Below are 15035 nucleotides of genomic sequence, written 5' to 3'. Positions count from 1 at the left end.
TTTTATTCACATAGCACACCTGCGGAGGTGTCTCGCGCCGCAATCAGTCGCTTTTAAGCGGTCCGTTAGTGGGGAAAGTTCTGGGAAGACCATCACAGCGGGGAGGGTAAAAAAGGAGGATAATAAGCGATTGATGGTCAGGGGGTAGGCTGGAGATGCCACCACGGGCCTGAGCGTAGGACTGAGAGAGCGGAGAAAGAACCGTGGGTTGCTTAGCGTTACTGACGAAGCGCGGAGTAACTGTGAACCAAAAAACCGTTTCAAGATGAACTTTCTCCCAAGTTGTTCACATCCGCCGGAGCATAACTTTCGTCACTTTTTTGTTGCATTGGCTTGGCCAACTTAGCGCGCAAACCACATCGGGGAATTACCGTAAGGCACATCCGGCTACGTTCGGATGAAACCGGCTTCCGAAGCCTGCTGGCGGGTGATAACCGGGTGACGATTGGGTGGCGCCGATTGGAAAAAGTGAATACTCCGGCGCGGCCGATCACACGGCCGCGGGTTGCGGGTCCACCCATTTGCCGTGCTCCTTGATGAGCGCGATCAAACGCGCGTCGGCCTCGGCTTGGGGAATGTTGTAGGCGACGCACTGCTTGCCGACGTAGAGATTGATCTTGCCGGGCGCCCCGCCGACGTAGCCGAAATCGGCATCCGCCATTTCGCCGGGGCCGTTCACGATGCAGCCCATGATCGCGAGTTTGACGCCCTTGAGATGCCCCGTCTGCGCTCGTATTCGCTGGGTCGTCGTCTGCAGATCGAACAGCGTGCGCCCGCAGCTGGGACACGCGACGAACTCGGTCTTCGAGGTGCGGGCGCCGGCGCCCTGGAGAACATTGTAGGCGAGCTTGGTCGCGCGCACCGGATCGGCCTCGGTCTCGAGGCTGACGAGATCGCCGATGCCATCGCAGAGCAGCGCGCCGGTGAGGATGCTCGCCTCGAGCAATTTTGAGAGGAAGCTGGGTTCGTCGCGGATGGCGGAGCGGGCGGTGTTGCGAATCCAGATTGGCGCCCGCAGGCCGGCGTGGCGGAGGGCTTCGCTGAGCTGGCGATAGCTGCCGACGGCGTGGGTTGAAGAGCCGGGAGCGGAGAGCTGAGAGCTGAGCGTGAAGAGCAGCCGGTCTTCCGGGACCGTGCGAAGGATGGGCGCGAGAGCGGGGATATTTCCCGGAGCGATATCCGCGGCGAGGATAAGGGGTCGCTCGCGCACCAACTCGGCGAAGGCGGCGAGCTCGGTCGCCGCCTCGGTGGAGAACGCGTGCACGATCAACGTGCCTGCTGGCAATTGCACTGCTTGCGCGGCCACGGCCGCAGCGGAAACAGCGGGGGCGAGCTCGAGCGCGTAGAACGCGTGGCCGGGGGCGGGGAGGGTTGCGAGCCCGGCCGGAGCATCGATCGAAACGATCAAGCCTTCGGCGGGCGTATCGGCGAGCCGCCGGTTCGTCACGGCCGAGCGCAGCACGGCCAGATCTCCGGCCGCGACCCGGGTCAGCACGACGGGCGGAAGCTCCGGCCCGACGGCGATCTTGTCGGCGAACCGGATCGATGCCGTCACGCGGCGGGTGAAGTGGAAGGGATCGATCGAATTGGCGCCGAGGAAGGCAGAGTCCGGAGTCAGGCATTCGGAGTTCACGGGCTGCCACAGCGACATGGCCTTCGCGGCGAGGACTTGCGCGACGGGAATTTCGTAGACGCTGTCCTCGGTGAGCGAGACGCGGATCGTGTCGCCGAGCCCGTCGAGCAAGAGCGAGCCGATGCCGATCGCGCTCTTGATTCGTCCGTCCTCGCCATCGCCGGCTTCGGTGACACCGAGATGCAGCGGGTAGTGCATGGCCTCTTGCTGCATCCGCTCGACCAAGAGCCGGTAGGCCTGAATCATCACTTTCGGATTCGAGGCCTTCATCGAGAGGATCAGCTGGTCAAACCCGTGCGACTCGGCGATGCGGAGAAATTCCAGGGCGCTTTCGACCATGCCGAGCGGCGTGTCGCCGTAGCGGTTCATGATCCGGTCACTGAGCGAACCGTGATTGGTGCCGATGCGCAGCGAGCGGCCGAGGGCCTTGGCGCGCAGCACCAGCGGCGAGAATGTCTCGTGCAGCCGCTGCAATTCGCGCTCGTAGTCGGTGTCGGTGTATTCCCGCACGGCGAACTTTTTCTTGTCGGCGTAGTTGCCCGGATTCACGCGCACCTTTTCGACGTGCTCGATGGCTTCCATCGCTGCGGCCGGAAGGAAATGGATGTCGGCGACCAACGGCACCGCCCCGAAGCCCGCCGCCGTGAACCGCTCACGGATCTCCTTGAGACACTGCGCGGCAGCGATGTTGGGCGCGGTGACGCGCACGATCTCGCATCCGACTTCGGCCAGGGCGATCGCCTGGGCCACCGTGGCCGCGACATCCTGCGTGTCGCTGGTGGTCATCGATTGGATGCGGATCGGATTGTCGCCGCCGACACCGACAGAGCCGACCTTCACCTCGAGGGAGCGGCGGCGGACGGTGTGGAAACGGGAAGAACAGTAAGACATGGAAAGAGGAGGAACGAACCGAGTCCCGCACGGTAAGCGGCCGGCGAGCGGGGACAAGCTTGCCGAGTAACCCGCGTGCAGTAGGGCTGCCGCTCGTCGGCAGCCGCTCTGGACCAGGTCACCTGGCCTACAATTGCGGCCGGCGGCGAGCGCCGGCCCTACGCTGATGCAGCCGAAGGGGTGCTTGCTACGGCTTGGCCGGCGCCGGCGTGGCGTCCTTGGCGCGCTCGGCGGCGGCGGCTTCCGCGCGGTCGGTCTGCAGGTCACGCGCCCAGCGGCGGAAATCGAAGAAGCTGACGTAGATGATCAGCGAGAAAATCAGGACGAAGAACGCGCTCTGCGTCGCCATGATGAAGCTGGCGGGCAGTTCGCGCCGGCGCAGCCGGTTGATCGTGGCGAACAGCATCTGACCGCCGTCGAGCACGGGGATCGGCAGCAGGTTGAAGATCGCGAGGTTGACGTTCACCAAAATGGTGAACCAGAGCACTCGTCGAATATCCCACTGCGCCTGCTGATGCAGCGCGCGCGCGATGCCGATGGGGCCGCTGAGCTTCGAGGCGCCGATGTCCGAGCTCGGGCTCACCAGCGCCGAGATCGTGCGAACCGTCATGCGCACATCCTCGGAAATCTGCGCCCACGGCGTCGGGTGCACCACGATCACCGGCTCGCGATACTGAATGCCGATGCGCGGTACGGGCGTGGCGCCGGGCGTGTCGGATTGCAGCCGCGGCTGGATCTGCAGCGTGACCCGGCCGTCGCCGCGCTGAAACACGAACGCGCTCGGCCCATCCGGGTGCTGCGCGAGGTGGTTCGCCACGGTCACGCGGCGGAACACGGGACGACCGTCGACCGCGACGATCCGATCGCCGGGGCGAACTCCGGCGGCTTCCGCTGGCGAACCGGGCATGACTGCGTCGGCGGTGAGATCCTCGGCGGGTTGCACGCCGGCGACGCGGAGTTGGTCATCGCCGAGCAGCAGCGGGTGCACCGTGATCGCCAGCTGCCGGCCGGCGCGCTCGATGACGAAATTGGAGACGCGGCGACCGTCGGCGGAACGCTCCTTGCCGAGGACAACCGCGTTCATGATGTCCTCGAAATCGCCCACCGGCAGGTCGTCGATCGACTTCACGACGTCGCCCGGCTGCAGGCCGGCTTCGGCGGCGGGATTGGGCACGACTTTGTCGGTGCCCAGGGTGATCGTCGGTTCGACGTGACCGATGGTGGTCGTGTTGAAAACGGCGATCGTCGGCTGGCCGACCACCCACACGATCATGGCAAGCAGGAAGGCGAACAGGATGTTGAAGGCCGCGCCGGCCACGAACACGAGCATCTTGGTGGCGTAGCTGATCGGCGGCAGCGTGCTGACGTCGGTTGCGCTTTTACCTTCGACCGCGCTCAGGTCGGCCAGCTGCGGCAGCAACACATAACCGCCGAGCGGGATCCACGAGATCCGGTATTCGACGCCATCGCGACCGCGCCACGAAAAGATTGCCGGGCCGAAGCCGATGGAGAAACGCTCGACGTGCACGCCGCGGCGACGGGCGGCCAGGAAATGGCCAAGCTCGTGGACGAAGATCGACCCTCCGAAGAAAACGATGACGAGGAAGATCGACCAGAGATTCGAAAACAGGGAGCTGAGCAGGTCAGTGGGCATCTAGCGGGGAAAATGCTTGAGGGCGGCGGTCGCGAAGCGCCGGGCGTCGGCGTCCGCGGCCAGGACGGCGGAAACGGAGTCGGGTTCGAAGTTGTCGATGCGTTGCAGAGTTTCATCGATCACCGATGGAATCGCAAGGAACGGAATCTTTTCCGCGAGGAACGCAGCGACGGCGATCTCGTTCGCGGCGTTGAAGACCGCGGGCGCGACGCCGCCGGCGACCATCGTCTGGCGGGCGAGTCGCAGGCAAGGGAAGCGGAGCTCGTCGACCGGTCGGAACTCGAGTCCGAGCAGCTTGGTGAAATCCAGCGTCGAGTCCACGCCCGGCACCCGCGCGGGGTACAGCAGCGCGTGCTGGATCGGAAACGTCATCGACGGCGGGCAGAGCTGGGCGAGCAGGGCGCCATCGTTGAACTCGACCAGGCAGTGCACGATGCTTTGCGGGTGCAGTACGGCCGTGCACTGGTCCGGCCGCAGCGAGAACAGCCACTGCGCCTCGATGAGTTCGAGGCCCTTGTTCGCGAGCGTGGCGGAGTCGACGGTGATCTTCGGACCCATCGCCCAGTTCGGATGTTTCAACGCATCGGCGGGTGCCACGTGCGCGAGCCGCTCGGCCGGCCAGTCGCGGAACGCGCCGCCGCTGGCCGTCAGGATGATCCGGCGCACGCCGGCCTGCGGGTGACCCTCGAGGCACTGGAAAACGGCGTTGTGCTCGCTGTCGACGGGCAGGAGCTTCACCCCCTGCTTGCGCGCGGCCGCCATGACGAACTTGCCCGCAAGCACGAGGATTTCCTTCGACGCGAGCGCGAGATCCTTGCCCGCGGCCACGGCGGCGAGAGCGGGTTCGAGCCCGGTGGTGCCGACGACGGCCACGAGGACGAGATCGGCTTCGGCGAGTCGGGCGAGTTCCACGAGTCCGGCGGGACCGCGGTGCAGTTGCGTGCCGGCGGGGAAACCGTCTGCCGCTTTGGCGGCGGCGAACGCCGCTTCGTCGAAAATGCCCACGTGCGGCACCTGGAAATCGCGGGCGATCTGGGCGAGCCGGGGGTGATTGGCGCGCGCGGCGACGCCTACGAGCTGCAGCTTGTCCGGATGTGCCGCGAGGACGCGCAAGGTGTTCTCGCCGATGGAACCGGTCGCACCGAGCAGGACGATGCGTTTGCGAGGGTTGGAGGACGGTGCAGCCACGAAAGCTGGCGAGTATGCGGGAAACGGCGCAGCGGCGGCAAGCGCGGGGTTGAAGGGGCGATTGGAGCGGAGTCGCATCGCACTTTCCTGCAAACCCACGGGGGGGGCGCCCGTGCCACGTGGCATGGGCGTCCCGCCCATGTCTTGAAAGTGAGAGGTGCGATTGGGACGGAGGGTAGAACGCCTTGCCCCCAAGGCGTTGTTGTAACGGAACGGGGTCAGCGTTTCGGCGAAAGCCTGACGGCTTCCGCTACGAGCGCATTGGCGGCAACGCGTTCCGCCTATGTGACGACGGCGCTTTGGCCTAACGTCCTACTGTAGAGGGCGTCGGTGAGCGACGCCCCTACGAAAACCTACTTCGCCGGGGCGGCGGAGACTGTGCCGGCTTTGACGAGGTACATCGACTCCGGCTTCAGGTACTTCTTGATCGTGCTGTTTACCTGCGGGGCGGTCAGCGCTTCGACGCGCTTCGGATATTCGTCGAGCCAGGTCACGTCCACGCCGCGATGCACCGCGTTCAACAGCGCGCCGGCCATGCCGTCGGTGGTGGCGAGTCCGACCTTGAAGGAACCCACGAGGTCGCCCTTGCGCCGCTCGAGCTCGTCCTCGGTCACGCCTTTTTCATACCACGTCTTCAATTCGCGGCGCGTCGAGGTGAGGCCTTTCTCCAGCAGTGCCGGGCCGAAGGTCGCACTGATGTGCCAATCGCCGTCGACGAAGGTGTCCTTCGCCACCGTCGAACCAATGCCGTAGGTGAGCCCTTCGCGGTCGCGGACGTTCGCCATCAAGCGGCCGGTGAATCCACTGCCGAGAATGGCGGTGCCGACGCGCAGCGCGAGTGCATCGGTGTCGCGATAGCGCAGGCCGGTGGCCTGGCCGATCAGCACGGTGACGCTGGTCTTGTCGGGCATGTTCACCGTCTGGTCCTGCGGCGCGTCGGTGCGCGTGGCCTTGGCGGGCTGGATCGGATCCACGCCGCCGGCCCAGCCGGCGAACACGCGGCCGACCTCGGCCTGGAGCTGCGGCGCGTCGAGATCGCCGACGGCGACGAGCGTGAAATGCGCCGGGCCGTAGTATTTGGCGTGAAACGCCTTCGCGTCCTCGAGCTTGGCGGTTTCGGCGGCCTTGATCAGTTCCTCGGGGGGCGGCTGCCGGTTCGGATGTCCGACCGGATAAACCGCTCGCGTGAACGCGTCGGCCGCCCGGAAGTCGGTGCTCTCGAGCTGCCGCTGCAGCGAGCCGATGAACTGCTTTTTCGCCTTCTCGAATTCCTCGGCGGAGAACGCGGGCGAGCGGAGCTGCTCGGCGATCAGGCCGACCACGAGCGGCACGTCCTTCTTGAGGCACTTCGCGTTGACCTCGGTCATCTGCGTGCCGACGTCGAACGAAATGGTGGCGCCGACGCTCTCGAGCTTTTCGGCGATCTCAAACTTGTTCGCCTTGGTGGTGCCCTTGTCGAGCATCATGCCGACGAGCGTGGGGATCGCGACATTGTCCTCGCTGGCGAAGGCATCGCCGGCGGGCAGCGAACCGCGGAACGTGACGACGTCCTTCACGCCGGTCGGGTAGGCGATCAGGTCGATGCCGGCGATGTTGGCGCGAACCACGCGGGCCGCGAGGTGCGTGTCCGGTGTGGCGGTGGCGGACGGCGCGGGCGGGGTCGGTTGAGCGAGCGCCAGCGCGGGCACGGTGAACAGAAGGGCGAGGGAGGAGGAAAGATTTTTCATGACGACGAAGAGAAGTCGGGTTGAGGTGCGGCGGACTACTCGGCGGCGGCGGGTTCCTTGGCGACGTTGGGCACAAACCAGCCGGCGGTGCTCTGGTCGTAGTTGAAGTAGGTGTTAGCGACGCGTTGCACGTCGGCGGCGGTCACGCGCTTCGTGGCTTCCTCGATGCCGTAGTAGAGCGTCCAATCGCCGGCGGCGATGCACTCGTTGAGGTTGCCCGCGATGGCAAACGAGCCGTCCCGCTGGAAGGCGGCGTCGGCGAGGATCTTCGCGGCGGCGGTGCTGACCTCGGTCGGCGTGACGCCGTCCTTCTTCAGTCGCTCGACCTCTTCATAGACGATTTTTTCGACGTTCTCCAAGCTGGCGCCGGGCGCGAGCGGCGCGAAGGTGATGTGCAGCGACGGATCGTGGTTGAAGCCGAGGAACGCGTCGACCGAGACGGTGAGATTTTTGTCGGTGAGCGCCTTGTAGAGCCGGCTGTTTTTGCCGCTGGTGAGGATCGCGCTGAGGATCTGGATCGCGGGATAGTCCGCGTGGGTGGCGGCGGGGACCTTGTGGCCGATCGCGACGACGCCGAGCTGGCCGGCGCGCTTCACGGTGACGTGCCGCATGCCGGTCTGCGCAGGCTCGACGGTGTAGAGCTCCGGGATCGGGCGCGGCGAGCGCGGGAACACGCCGTAGTATTTCTTCACCAGCGCCAGCGCGGCGACGGACTCGACGTCACCGATCACCGACACGGTGGCGTTGTTCGGCCAGTAGAAGGTGTCGTAGAACTCGCGCAGCTTGCCGATCGGCACGTTCTCGATGTCGCTGCGCCAGCCGATCGTCGAGTGGTGATACGGATGCGCGACGTACGCGGCCTGGAAGATCTCCTTGATCAGTGCCTGGAACGGGTTGTTTTCGCCGCGCTCGAATTCGTTGCGCACGACGGTCATCTCGGGCTGCCGGTCCTGGTCACGCAGCCAGAGGTTGCGCATCCGGTCCGCCTCGATGGCGACGTAACCCTCGAGATTTTCGCTGGCGATGTTGGCGTAGTAGTTCGTGCGATCGAGCCAGGTGGTGGCGTTGTAGTTGCCGCCGATCCGCTCGAGGAACTGGTCGACGCTGTTGCCCTTCTCGCGGTTGAATTCCGGCGTGCCCTTGAACATCAGGTGCTCGAGCAGATGCGTCGCTCCGGTCGTGCCGGTGACCTCGTTGCGCGAGCCTACGCGGTAAGTCACCATGAAGGTGAGGGTGGGGCTTGAGTGCTCTGGCATGAGCAGCACGGTGAGCCCGTTCGAATCCAGCGTGTATTCGGAGATGACGCCGACAGTCTTCACGAAGGAGAAACCGTCCGCTTGCGCGGGCGCCGCGGCGGTCGTTTCGGCGGCGAGGAGAGATCCGGCCGTGGCAGCGAGCAGCGCGGCGAGGATGAAGGATCGGGAGTTCATGCAGTTGGGAATGTGCCGTCTACGTTGTGCAAGGTCGGCCAGACGCCAAGTCGTTAGCGATGAAACTCCGCGGGGCGGGACCAGCGGCGGCGGCGCGGGATGAGCGGCGGTGAGCGCGAGGTGCCTGCGACTGGCGGAGTTCAGGCCACCCGCCGCAGGTCGTTATCCCACGCGTCGCGCAGTGCCCGACCCAGCGTCGCCGTCTCGAACGGCTTCTGCACCACGCCGGACAGCCGCGGATCGTCGAACGAGTCGGGCGCGCCGGTTTTGTTGTAGCCGCTCATCAGGAGCACGGGCGTGGTCGGATCCAGCCGGAAGATCTCCTCGAAGGTTTCGCGTCCGTCCATGACCGGCATCGACAGATCGAGCAGCACGAGGGCGAACGCCCCCGGCGCGGCGCGGAAAAGCTCGAGTGCCTCGCGGCCGTCGGCGGCGGCGATGGGCTCGAAGCCGAAATGTCGCAGCATGCGGCAGGCGATCTCGCGGACTGATTCCTCGTCATCCACCACCAGCGCGCGGCCCGAACCGCGCCACGCGGTGGTGGCGGCGAGTTTGTCCGGCCGCGGCCGCGCGGCCCCGGCGGCAATGGGCAGCAGGACGCGAAACGTGGTGCCGCGACCGGGCGCACTGTCGACCTTGATGCCGCCGCCGTGCGCGCGGACGATGCCGAGCACGGCCGAGAGGCCCAGTCCGTGACCGGTGAATTTCGTCGTGAAAAACGGCTCGAAAATCCGGCGCCGGACTTCCGGTGACATGCCGCAGCCGTGGTCCGTCACCTCGAGGTAAACATATGGTCCCGGGGCGGGGGACTGCACGAAGCAGGCGTCCGCCAGATACGTGGCGTCGGCGTCGCACAGGCCGGTGCGAAGCAGGATCAGGCCGCCGCGTTCCTCGCTGGCATCCGACGCGTTGATCACGAGATTCATCGCGATCTGACTGAGCTGGGTGGCATCGCCCTGGACGGGAGGCAGCGCGCGGGAAAGCTCCAGCTGAAGCCGGCACTTTTTCGAAATCGAGACGCGAAGCAGGTCGCCGGTTTCCTCGACAATCGTCGTCAGATCGAGAGGTTCGGTGGCGAGTTGGTTGCGCCCGGAATAGGCCAGCATCTGCCGGCAGAGATCGGCGGCGCGCAGTGCGGCAAGCTCGATCTGGTGCACCGCCTTCTCGGCCGGGCTGTCGGCAGCCAGCTCGAGCCGCGTCATCGTGGCGTGGCCGAGCACGACGGTGAGCAGGTTGTTGAAATCATGCGCGATGCCACCGGCGAGCACCCGGAGGCTGTCGAGCTTTTGCGCCTGCAACAGGCTGCGCTCCGACTCGAGCCGCGCCCGCTCGGCCTGCTTCTGGCTGCTGATGTCGCGGGCCACGCTCGACAGCATCACCGCGCGGCCGGCATCGTCGCGATGGACGAGGATCAGCTCGAGCACGGGAATCTCGCCACCGTCGCGCAGCCGCAGCGCCGTTTCGCCGTGCCACGCGCCCTCCGCCAGCGCGATCGGGATTCCCTCGCGGGTGATGCGTTCGGCGGCCCATGGGCAGTGGAGATCGACGAGCTGCCGATCAGCCGGCGGTTGCCCGGGCGCGTCGCCCCGCAGCCGCTGGAGCGCGAGGTTCTGGTAGAGCACGCGACCGTCGAGTGCCGCGGTGCACACGAAATCCGGTGAGGCCTCCAGGATGGCGAGCAGCCGCGAGCGGTCGGTCTCGGCTCGGGCGCGGCGCGTCACCGTGGCGCCGAGTCCGAGCCCGATGACGGCGAGCGCGATTTCGAACAGCACCAGATCCGTCACGAGCACGGCCGGGGCGCGGGTAAAACTGAGCGACAGCAGGCTGCCCATCGTGAGGGCGAACACCGCAATCGTGGCGCCGGGCAGGCCGTGCCGCAGGCAGATCCAAACCAGCGGCACGAACGAAAGATAATACGCCTGGTGCGGATGGAGGTAGCCGAAGCCGTGCACGACGACCAGCGCGCCAACGAGGCTGCACGCCTGCGCCACGATTTCCCAAATTTGCCGCCTCGTCCACCGGCGCGGCGAAGAAGCCGCCGGCTGGAACAGGCGGGGCGCCACGTGCACGAGGCACAGCGGCACGACGGTGAGCATTCCGGTGAGATCGCCCATCCACCAGTGGAACGTCAGGACGGCGAAGCGCTCGACTGGCGTGTAGCCCGCGGCGAGGACCACCGCCGCGCCCGCAACGGCGGCCACCGCGACCGCAGCGAGGTAAGTGCCGATCAAGGCGGCGGCGGGAGCGGGCCGCGTGGGTTGTGGCACCGGCCCGAACCAGCGGTGCACCGCGCCGCCGGCGCCGACATAGATGAGGGTGAAGAGGCCGGGTAGTACCCAGTCGGTCCACGTGATTGGGCCAGGTGTCTGGACCAGCGCGGAGTAGAGATTGACGGCCAGCACGAGCGGCGCGCAGCGCCAGCCGGTCATCGTCGCCAGCGCCAGCGCGAGTCCGACGGGCGGATACCAAACGGAGACGCCGGTATCGACCTCGAAAAAGCGGGCGCAGAGGTGAAATCCGACGTGGGCCAGAACGTAGGCGACGTAAAGCAGGGCGATTTTCCGGTCGGGCCTCCACGCCGACCGCGGGGCTCCGACGCGGGAGGCGGAAGACGGCCCCGGCGCGGGACCTCCGCTGGGGGTCGGGCTGGGCGTCGAGGAGGGCACCGGGGGCGGACTACTTGATCCGCTTGGCCACCAGCTGCTCCGCGGCGAAATCGCCGACGTGGCGGGTCAGCTTGATCTCGTCGCCGCTGACGATCGTGCCTTCGTAACTGATCCGCAGGTCCATGCCCTGGTAGTTGAGCAACTCGACAAACGTGATCCGGTCGTTGGCGACGCGGCCGTCGGTGAGAACAACCTCCACCGTATCGCCTTCGCGGGTGCCGATCGCCTTGCCGGTCAGCTTCTCGCCTTCGACCTTGAATTCGAAGACGTATTTTTGGACGCCAATCATCGTGTCGAACTCCGCTTTCCAGCGGCCGGCGATGTCGGCGGCGAAGGCGGAGGAGACCAGCGCGAACAGCGATGCGGCGAGGAAAACAGCGCGGCGGATGGGGTGCATAGGTAACAGGTGGAGCTGGCCTCGAGCATTCGGCCCATCCTCGTCACGCGTCAATCGCGGAGCGGATCAGGCGCGGCTGCTGCTCACGACGATCTTCTCCCGCAGGTGGGTCAGCCGTTGCTTCGATTCGCTGTTGCGGACGGCCATGGCGTACGCGGCGGGTTCACCGACGAGGTAGACCTTTTTGCGGCCCCGCGTGATCGCCGTGTAGATCAGATTCCGCTGCAGCATCATGAAGTGGCCCTTCAACAGAGGGATCACGACGACGGGATACTCGCTGCCTTGCGATTTATGGATGCTGATCGTGTAGGCGAGGGCGAGATCGCTGAAGTCGCCGCGTTCGAACGTGTGTTGCTCGCCGTCGAACTCCGCCACCATTGTGCCGTGCTCGGCGTCGACCGACACGACCGAACCGATATCGCCGTTGAAGAGGTTTTTGTCGTAGTTGTTGCGGAGCTGAATGACCTTGTCGGCCGGTCGGTATTCGCCGGTCGCGGCGCGCAGGCCGCGGGCGTGCGGATTCAGCGCGGCCTGCAGCTGCACGTTAAGGTTGGCGACGCCGGCGACGCCCTTGTGCATCGGCGCGAGCACCTGCACGTCGGCGATCGGATTCGGCCAGTGGAGTTTCTGGGGGACGAACTCGGTGCAGAGCTGGATGACTTTGCGGAGGCAGTCCTCCGCGTCGGCGGCGGTGATGAACGCGAGATCGCTCCACGGCGGGACGTCGGCGATCTCGCCGAACGCGGGTGGCAGCGAGGCGTCGCCGGAGTTGATCGCGTGCGCCGTGCTGACGATGCCGCTGTGGTCCTTCTGGCGATAGACGACGGAGAGCCGGGTGACGGGAATCGCGGCGCGGAGCGCCGCGGGTTGAGAGTTGAGGGTTGAGAGTTGAGGATGCGGCGCGGAGCCTTCGGCCACGACGATCAGGTCCTTCAGCACGTTGCCGGCGCCGACGCTTGGGAGTTGGTCGATGTCGCCGACGAGTAGCAGGTGCGCGCGCGCGGGCACCGCCTGTAACAGCGCGGAAGCGAGCCGCGTGTCGAGCATCGAGGCTTCGTCGACGATCAGGAAATCGGTGGAAAGTGGCGTGCTTTCGTTCGCGATGAAACCGCCCGCGGCGGGATCCCATTTGAGCAGCCGGTGGATGGTCGAGGCGTAGCCGCCCGTGGTTTCCGCGAGTCGCTGCGCGGCGCGACCCGTGGGCGCCGCGAGGTGCACGCGGACTTTCTTCGCCTTCAGAATTTCCACGAGTGCGCGCAGGATGGTGGTTTTGCCCGTGCCGGGTCCGCCGGTGAGAATGCTGAACTTGCTCGTGAGCGCGGCGCGCACGGCGCGGCGCTGCAGCTCGTGGAATGTGAAGCCGGCTTTCTGCTCAGCCCAAGTGACCGCCGCGTCGGTCTTGATCGGCGGCAGGCCGCTGGCAACGCGCGTCAGACGCTGCACGACTTCGGCGATCTTCTGTTCGGCGCGATCGTTGTGCGGGAGCTGAATGAGTCTAGAGCTGAGAGCTGAGAGCTGAGAGCCAGAAGTGCGGTTGGGTGTAGCCGGGCTCGTTGAGCCCGGGCCGCGGTCGGCGACCGCGGCGACACTGACGCGGCCGCTAGCAGATGGAGCCGCGACGCCCTCGTCGCGGCGGGCGGGACGCGACGAGGGCGTCACGTCTCCATGGCCGGGGTCAACGACCCCGGCTACACCTGAGCCGCCATGGCGGACGAGTTGCTTTGCTTCGACCAGAGCGTCGATCCGGGCGCAGATCAGTCGCGAGTCCGTCTCCAACAAATTCGCGGCGTAGTCGCAAAGGTCCGATTCGCCGAATGCGGTGTGGCCTTCCTCCTGCAGTGTTTCGAGCGCGAAGATCAATCCGGCGTCGAGCCGCGGCGCGGCGTCGTTGGCGAAGCCGAGATTGATCGCGATCCGGTCGGCGGTCTTGAAGCCGATGCCGTCGATCTCGCGAGCGGCGCGATACGGTTCCTGCGTGAGGATGTTTTTCGCGGACGGGCCGAAGTGCTTTGCGATCTTCACGCACTGGCCGGGCGTCACTCCGTAGGTCTGCAGAAAAATGTAGAGCTCGCGCTCGGTCCGCTTCGCATCCCACGCCGCCTTGATCGCGGTTGCGCGTTTGCGGCCGATGCCGTCGACATCCCGCAGCCGGCCGGACTCTTCGCTCAGGATGCGAAACGTGTCGGTGCCGAACGCGTCGACGATCTTGTTGGCGTAGACCTTGCCGATGCCGGGCACGAGTCCGCTGCCGAGGTATTTCCGGATGCCATAGACGCTGGACGGTAGCTCGCTCTTGAAGCCGAGGACCTTGAACTGCGCGCCGTGCTGCGCGTGGCGCGTCCACTCGCCGGTGAGATGCAGCGTTTCGCCGCACTCGACGCCCGGCAGTGGACCGACGATCGTCACCGGTTCCGGGCGTTCCTTCGGCACGGACTTTTTGTCCGCGTCCGGCCGGAACTCCGCGATCGTGTAGTGATTCTCCTCGTTGAGGAAGATAATGCGCTCGACGACGCCGGTGAGAGTTGCTGCGGGAGAGGAAGCCACGGCGGATAGTGACGGAATACCGGGCGCCACACCGAAGGGAAGCGCGGAACGCGGCCGAAGGCGGTGGCACGGGCGTCTCGCCCGTGAACGGAACGGGGAAAAATGCCCGCGGTAACTCGACATGGGCGGGACGCCCATGCCATGTCAGACTACATGCCGAGCTCGCGCGCGACGGCAAAGAGATCCGGGAAGACCTTGTCGGCGCCGGCGGCTTCGAGTTCGTGCGCTTCGTGGGTGCCGGTGGTGACGCACCAGGCGGGGAAACCGCCGGTCTTGCCGGTTTCGACATCCCACGGCGAGTCGCCGACCATCAGCGTGCCCCGCGGGGACTTGCCGAGCTTCGCCAGCGCGTGCCTGGCGAATTCCGGCTGCGGCTTGAGCCACGGCGTATCGGTGGCGCCGAAATTGCCGCTGAGCAGCGCCGAGAGGCCGAGGTGATCGCACACGGCGCGTGAGGACGGGCCGTGCTTGTTGGTGAAAATCGCAAGTGTGGCGCCGCACGCGTGCAGGCCCTCGAGGAGTTCGCGGGCGCCGGGCATCAGCTTCACGTCCTCCAGCATCGTGGCCTGCCAGTACGGCCGGTAGATCGGCAGCGCTTGCGCGACGCGTTCCTTGCCGATGAGCCGCGCGATCGCGACCTCCACGCCGCCGCCGATAGCCGCGCGGACCTGCGCCAGCGAAGGCGGCGGCAGTCCGAGCTGGCGCATCGTATGCGAATGCGCGCGGTGGATCGCGGCGAGATGATCGACGAGCGTGCCGTCGAGATCGAAGAGGAAGGTCGTGAACTGCATGATCAGGAGGGAAAGCCCGCGCCGGACCGGCACGGCTACATTCCGCGCCGAGACGGCAGGCTCCACCGGCAAAAGAAAACCGGAGAGATTTGGTTTGGCGGCGGGGCTTGTCAC

Annotated in this window: 9 protein-coding genes; all 9 read right to left on the bottom strand. The window is 66.3% G+C overall.

Annotation, left to right across the window (positions count from 1 at the left end; all coding sequences use genetic code 11):
- Nucleotides 1-490 precede the first annotated feature (490 nt).
- The 9 genes from ispG to OTER_RS23335 all read right to left on the bottom strand — a co-directional run bounded on the left by ispG (nt 491) and on the right by OTER_RS23335 (nt 15035).
- Nucleotides 491-2524: a (E)-4-hydroxy-3-methylbut-2-enyl-diphosphate synthase gene (gene ispG / locus OTER_RS23375; protein ID WP_012377418.1), complete on the bottom strand. Its 2034-nt coding sequence runs from the start codon at nt 2522-2524 to the stop codon at nt 491-493.
- Between the two features lie 187 nt (nt 2525-2711).
- Complete coding sequence (rseP, locus tag OTER_RS23370; protein WP_012377417.1) at nt 2712-4178, bottom strand: RIP metalloprotease RseP; 1467 nt, start codon at nt 4176-4178, stop codon at nt 2712-2714.
- Nucleotides 4179-5507 carry a 1-deoxy-D-xylulose-5-phosphate reductoisomerase gene (gene dxr, locus OTER_RS23365; RefSeq protein ID WP_012377416.1) on the bottom strand — a complete coding sequence of 443 codons (1329 nt, stop codon included), beginning with the start codon at nt 5505-5507 and terminating at the stop codon, nt 4179-4181.
- A 212-nt stretch (nt 5508-5719) separates the two neighbouring features.
- Nucleotides 5720-7093: a M16 family metallopeptidase gene (locus OTER_RS23360; RefSeq protein WP_012377415.1), complete on the bottom strand. Its 1374-nt coding sequence runs from the start codon at nt 7091-7093 to the stop codon at nt 5720-5722.
- A 35-nt stretch (nt 7094-7128) separates the two neighbouring features.
- Complete coding sequence (locus OTER_RS23355) at nt 7129-8523, bottom strand: M16 family metallopeptidase (protein ID WP_012377414.1); 1395 nt, start codon at nt 8521-8523, stop codon at nt 7129-7131.
- 140 nt (nt 8524-8663) lie between these two features.
- Nucleotides 8664-11189, bottom strand: a complete 2526-nt coding sequence (locus OTER_RS24730; protein WP_012377413.1) for an ATP-binding protein — start codon at nt 11187-11189, stop codon at nt 8664-8666.
- Nucleotides 11190-11199: 10 nt separating this feature from the next.
- Nucleotides 11200-11586 (bottom strand): hypothetical protein, encoded by a 387-nt coding sequence (locus OTER_RS23345; protein ID WP_012377412.1) that lies wholly within the window; start codon nt 11584-11586, stop codon nt 11200-11202.
- A gap of 66 nt (nt 11587-11652) precedes the next feature.
- Nucleotides 11653-14130 carry an AAA family ATPase gene (locus OTER_RS23340; RefSeq protein WP_044891987.1) on the bottom strand — a complete coding sequence of 826 codons (2478 nt, stop codon included), beginning with the start codon at nt 14128-14130 and terminating at the stop codon, nt 11653-11655.
- A 149-nt stretch (nt 14131-14279) separates the two neighbouring features.
- The gene (locus tag OTER_RS23335; protein WP_237702422.1) at nt 14280-15035 is read right to left on the bottom strand and encodes an HAD family hydrolase; all 756 of its coding nucleotides are present in this window, start codon (nt 15033-15035) and stop codon (nt 14280-14282) included.

This window comes from Opitutus terrae PB90-1, assembly GCF_000019965.1.
Lineage (GTDB): Bacteria > Verrucomicrobiota > Verrucomicrobiia > Opitutales > Opitutaceae > Opitutus > Opitutus terrae.
This window is presented reverse-complemented; position numbering and strand designations above follow the sequence as displayed.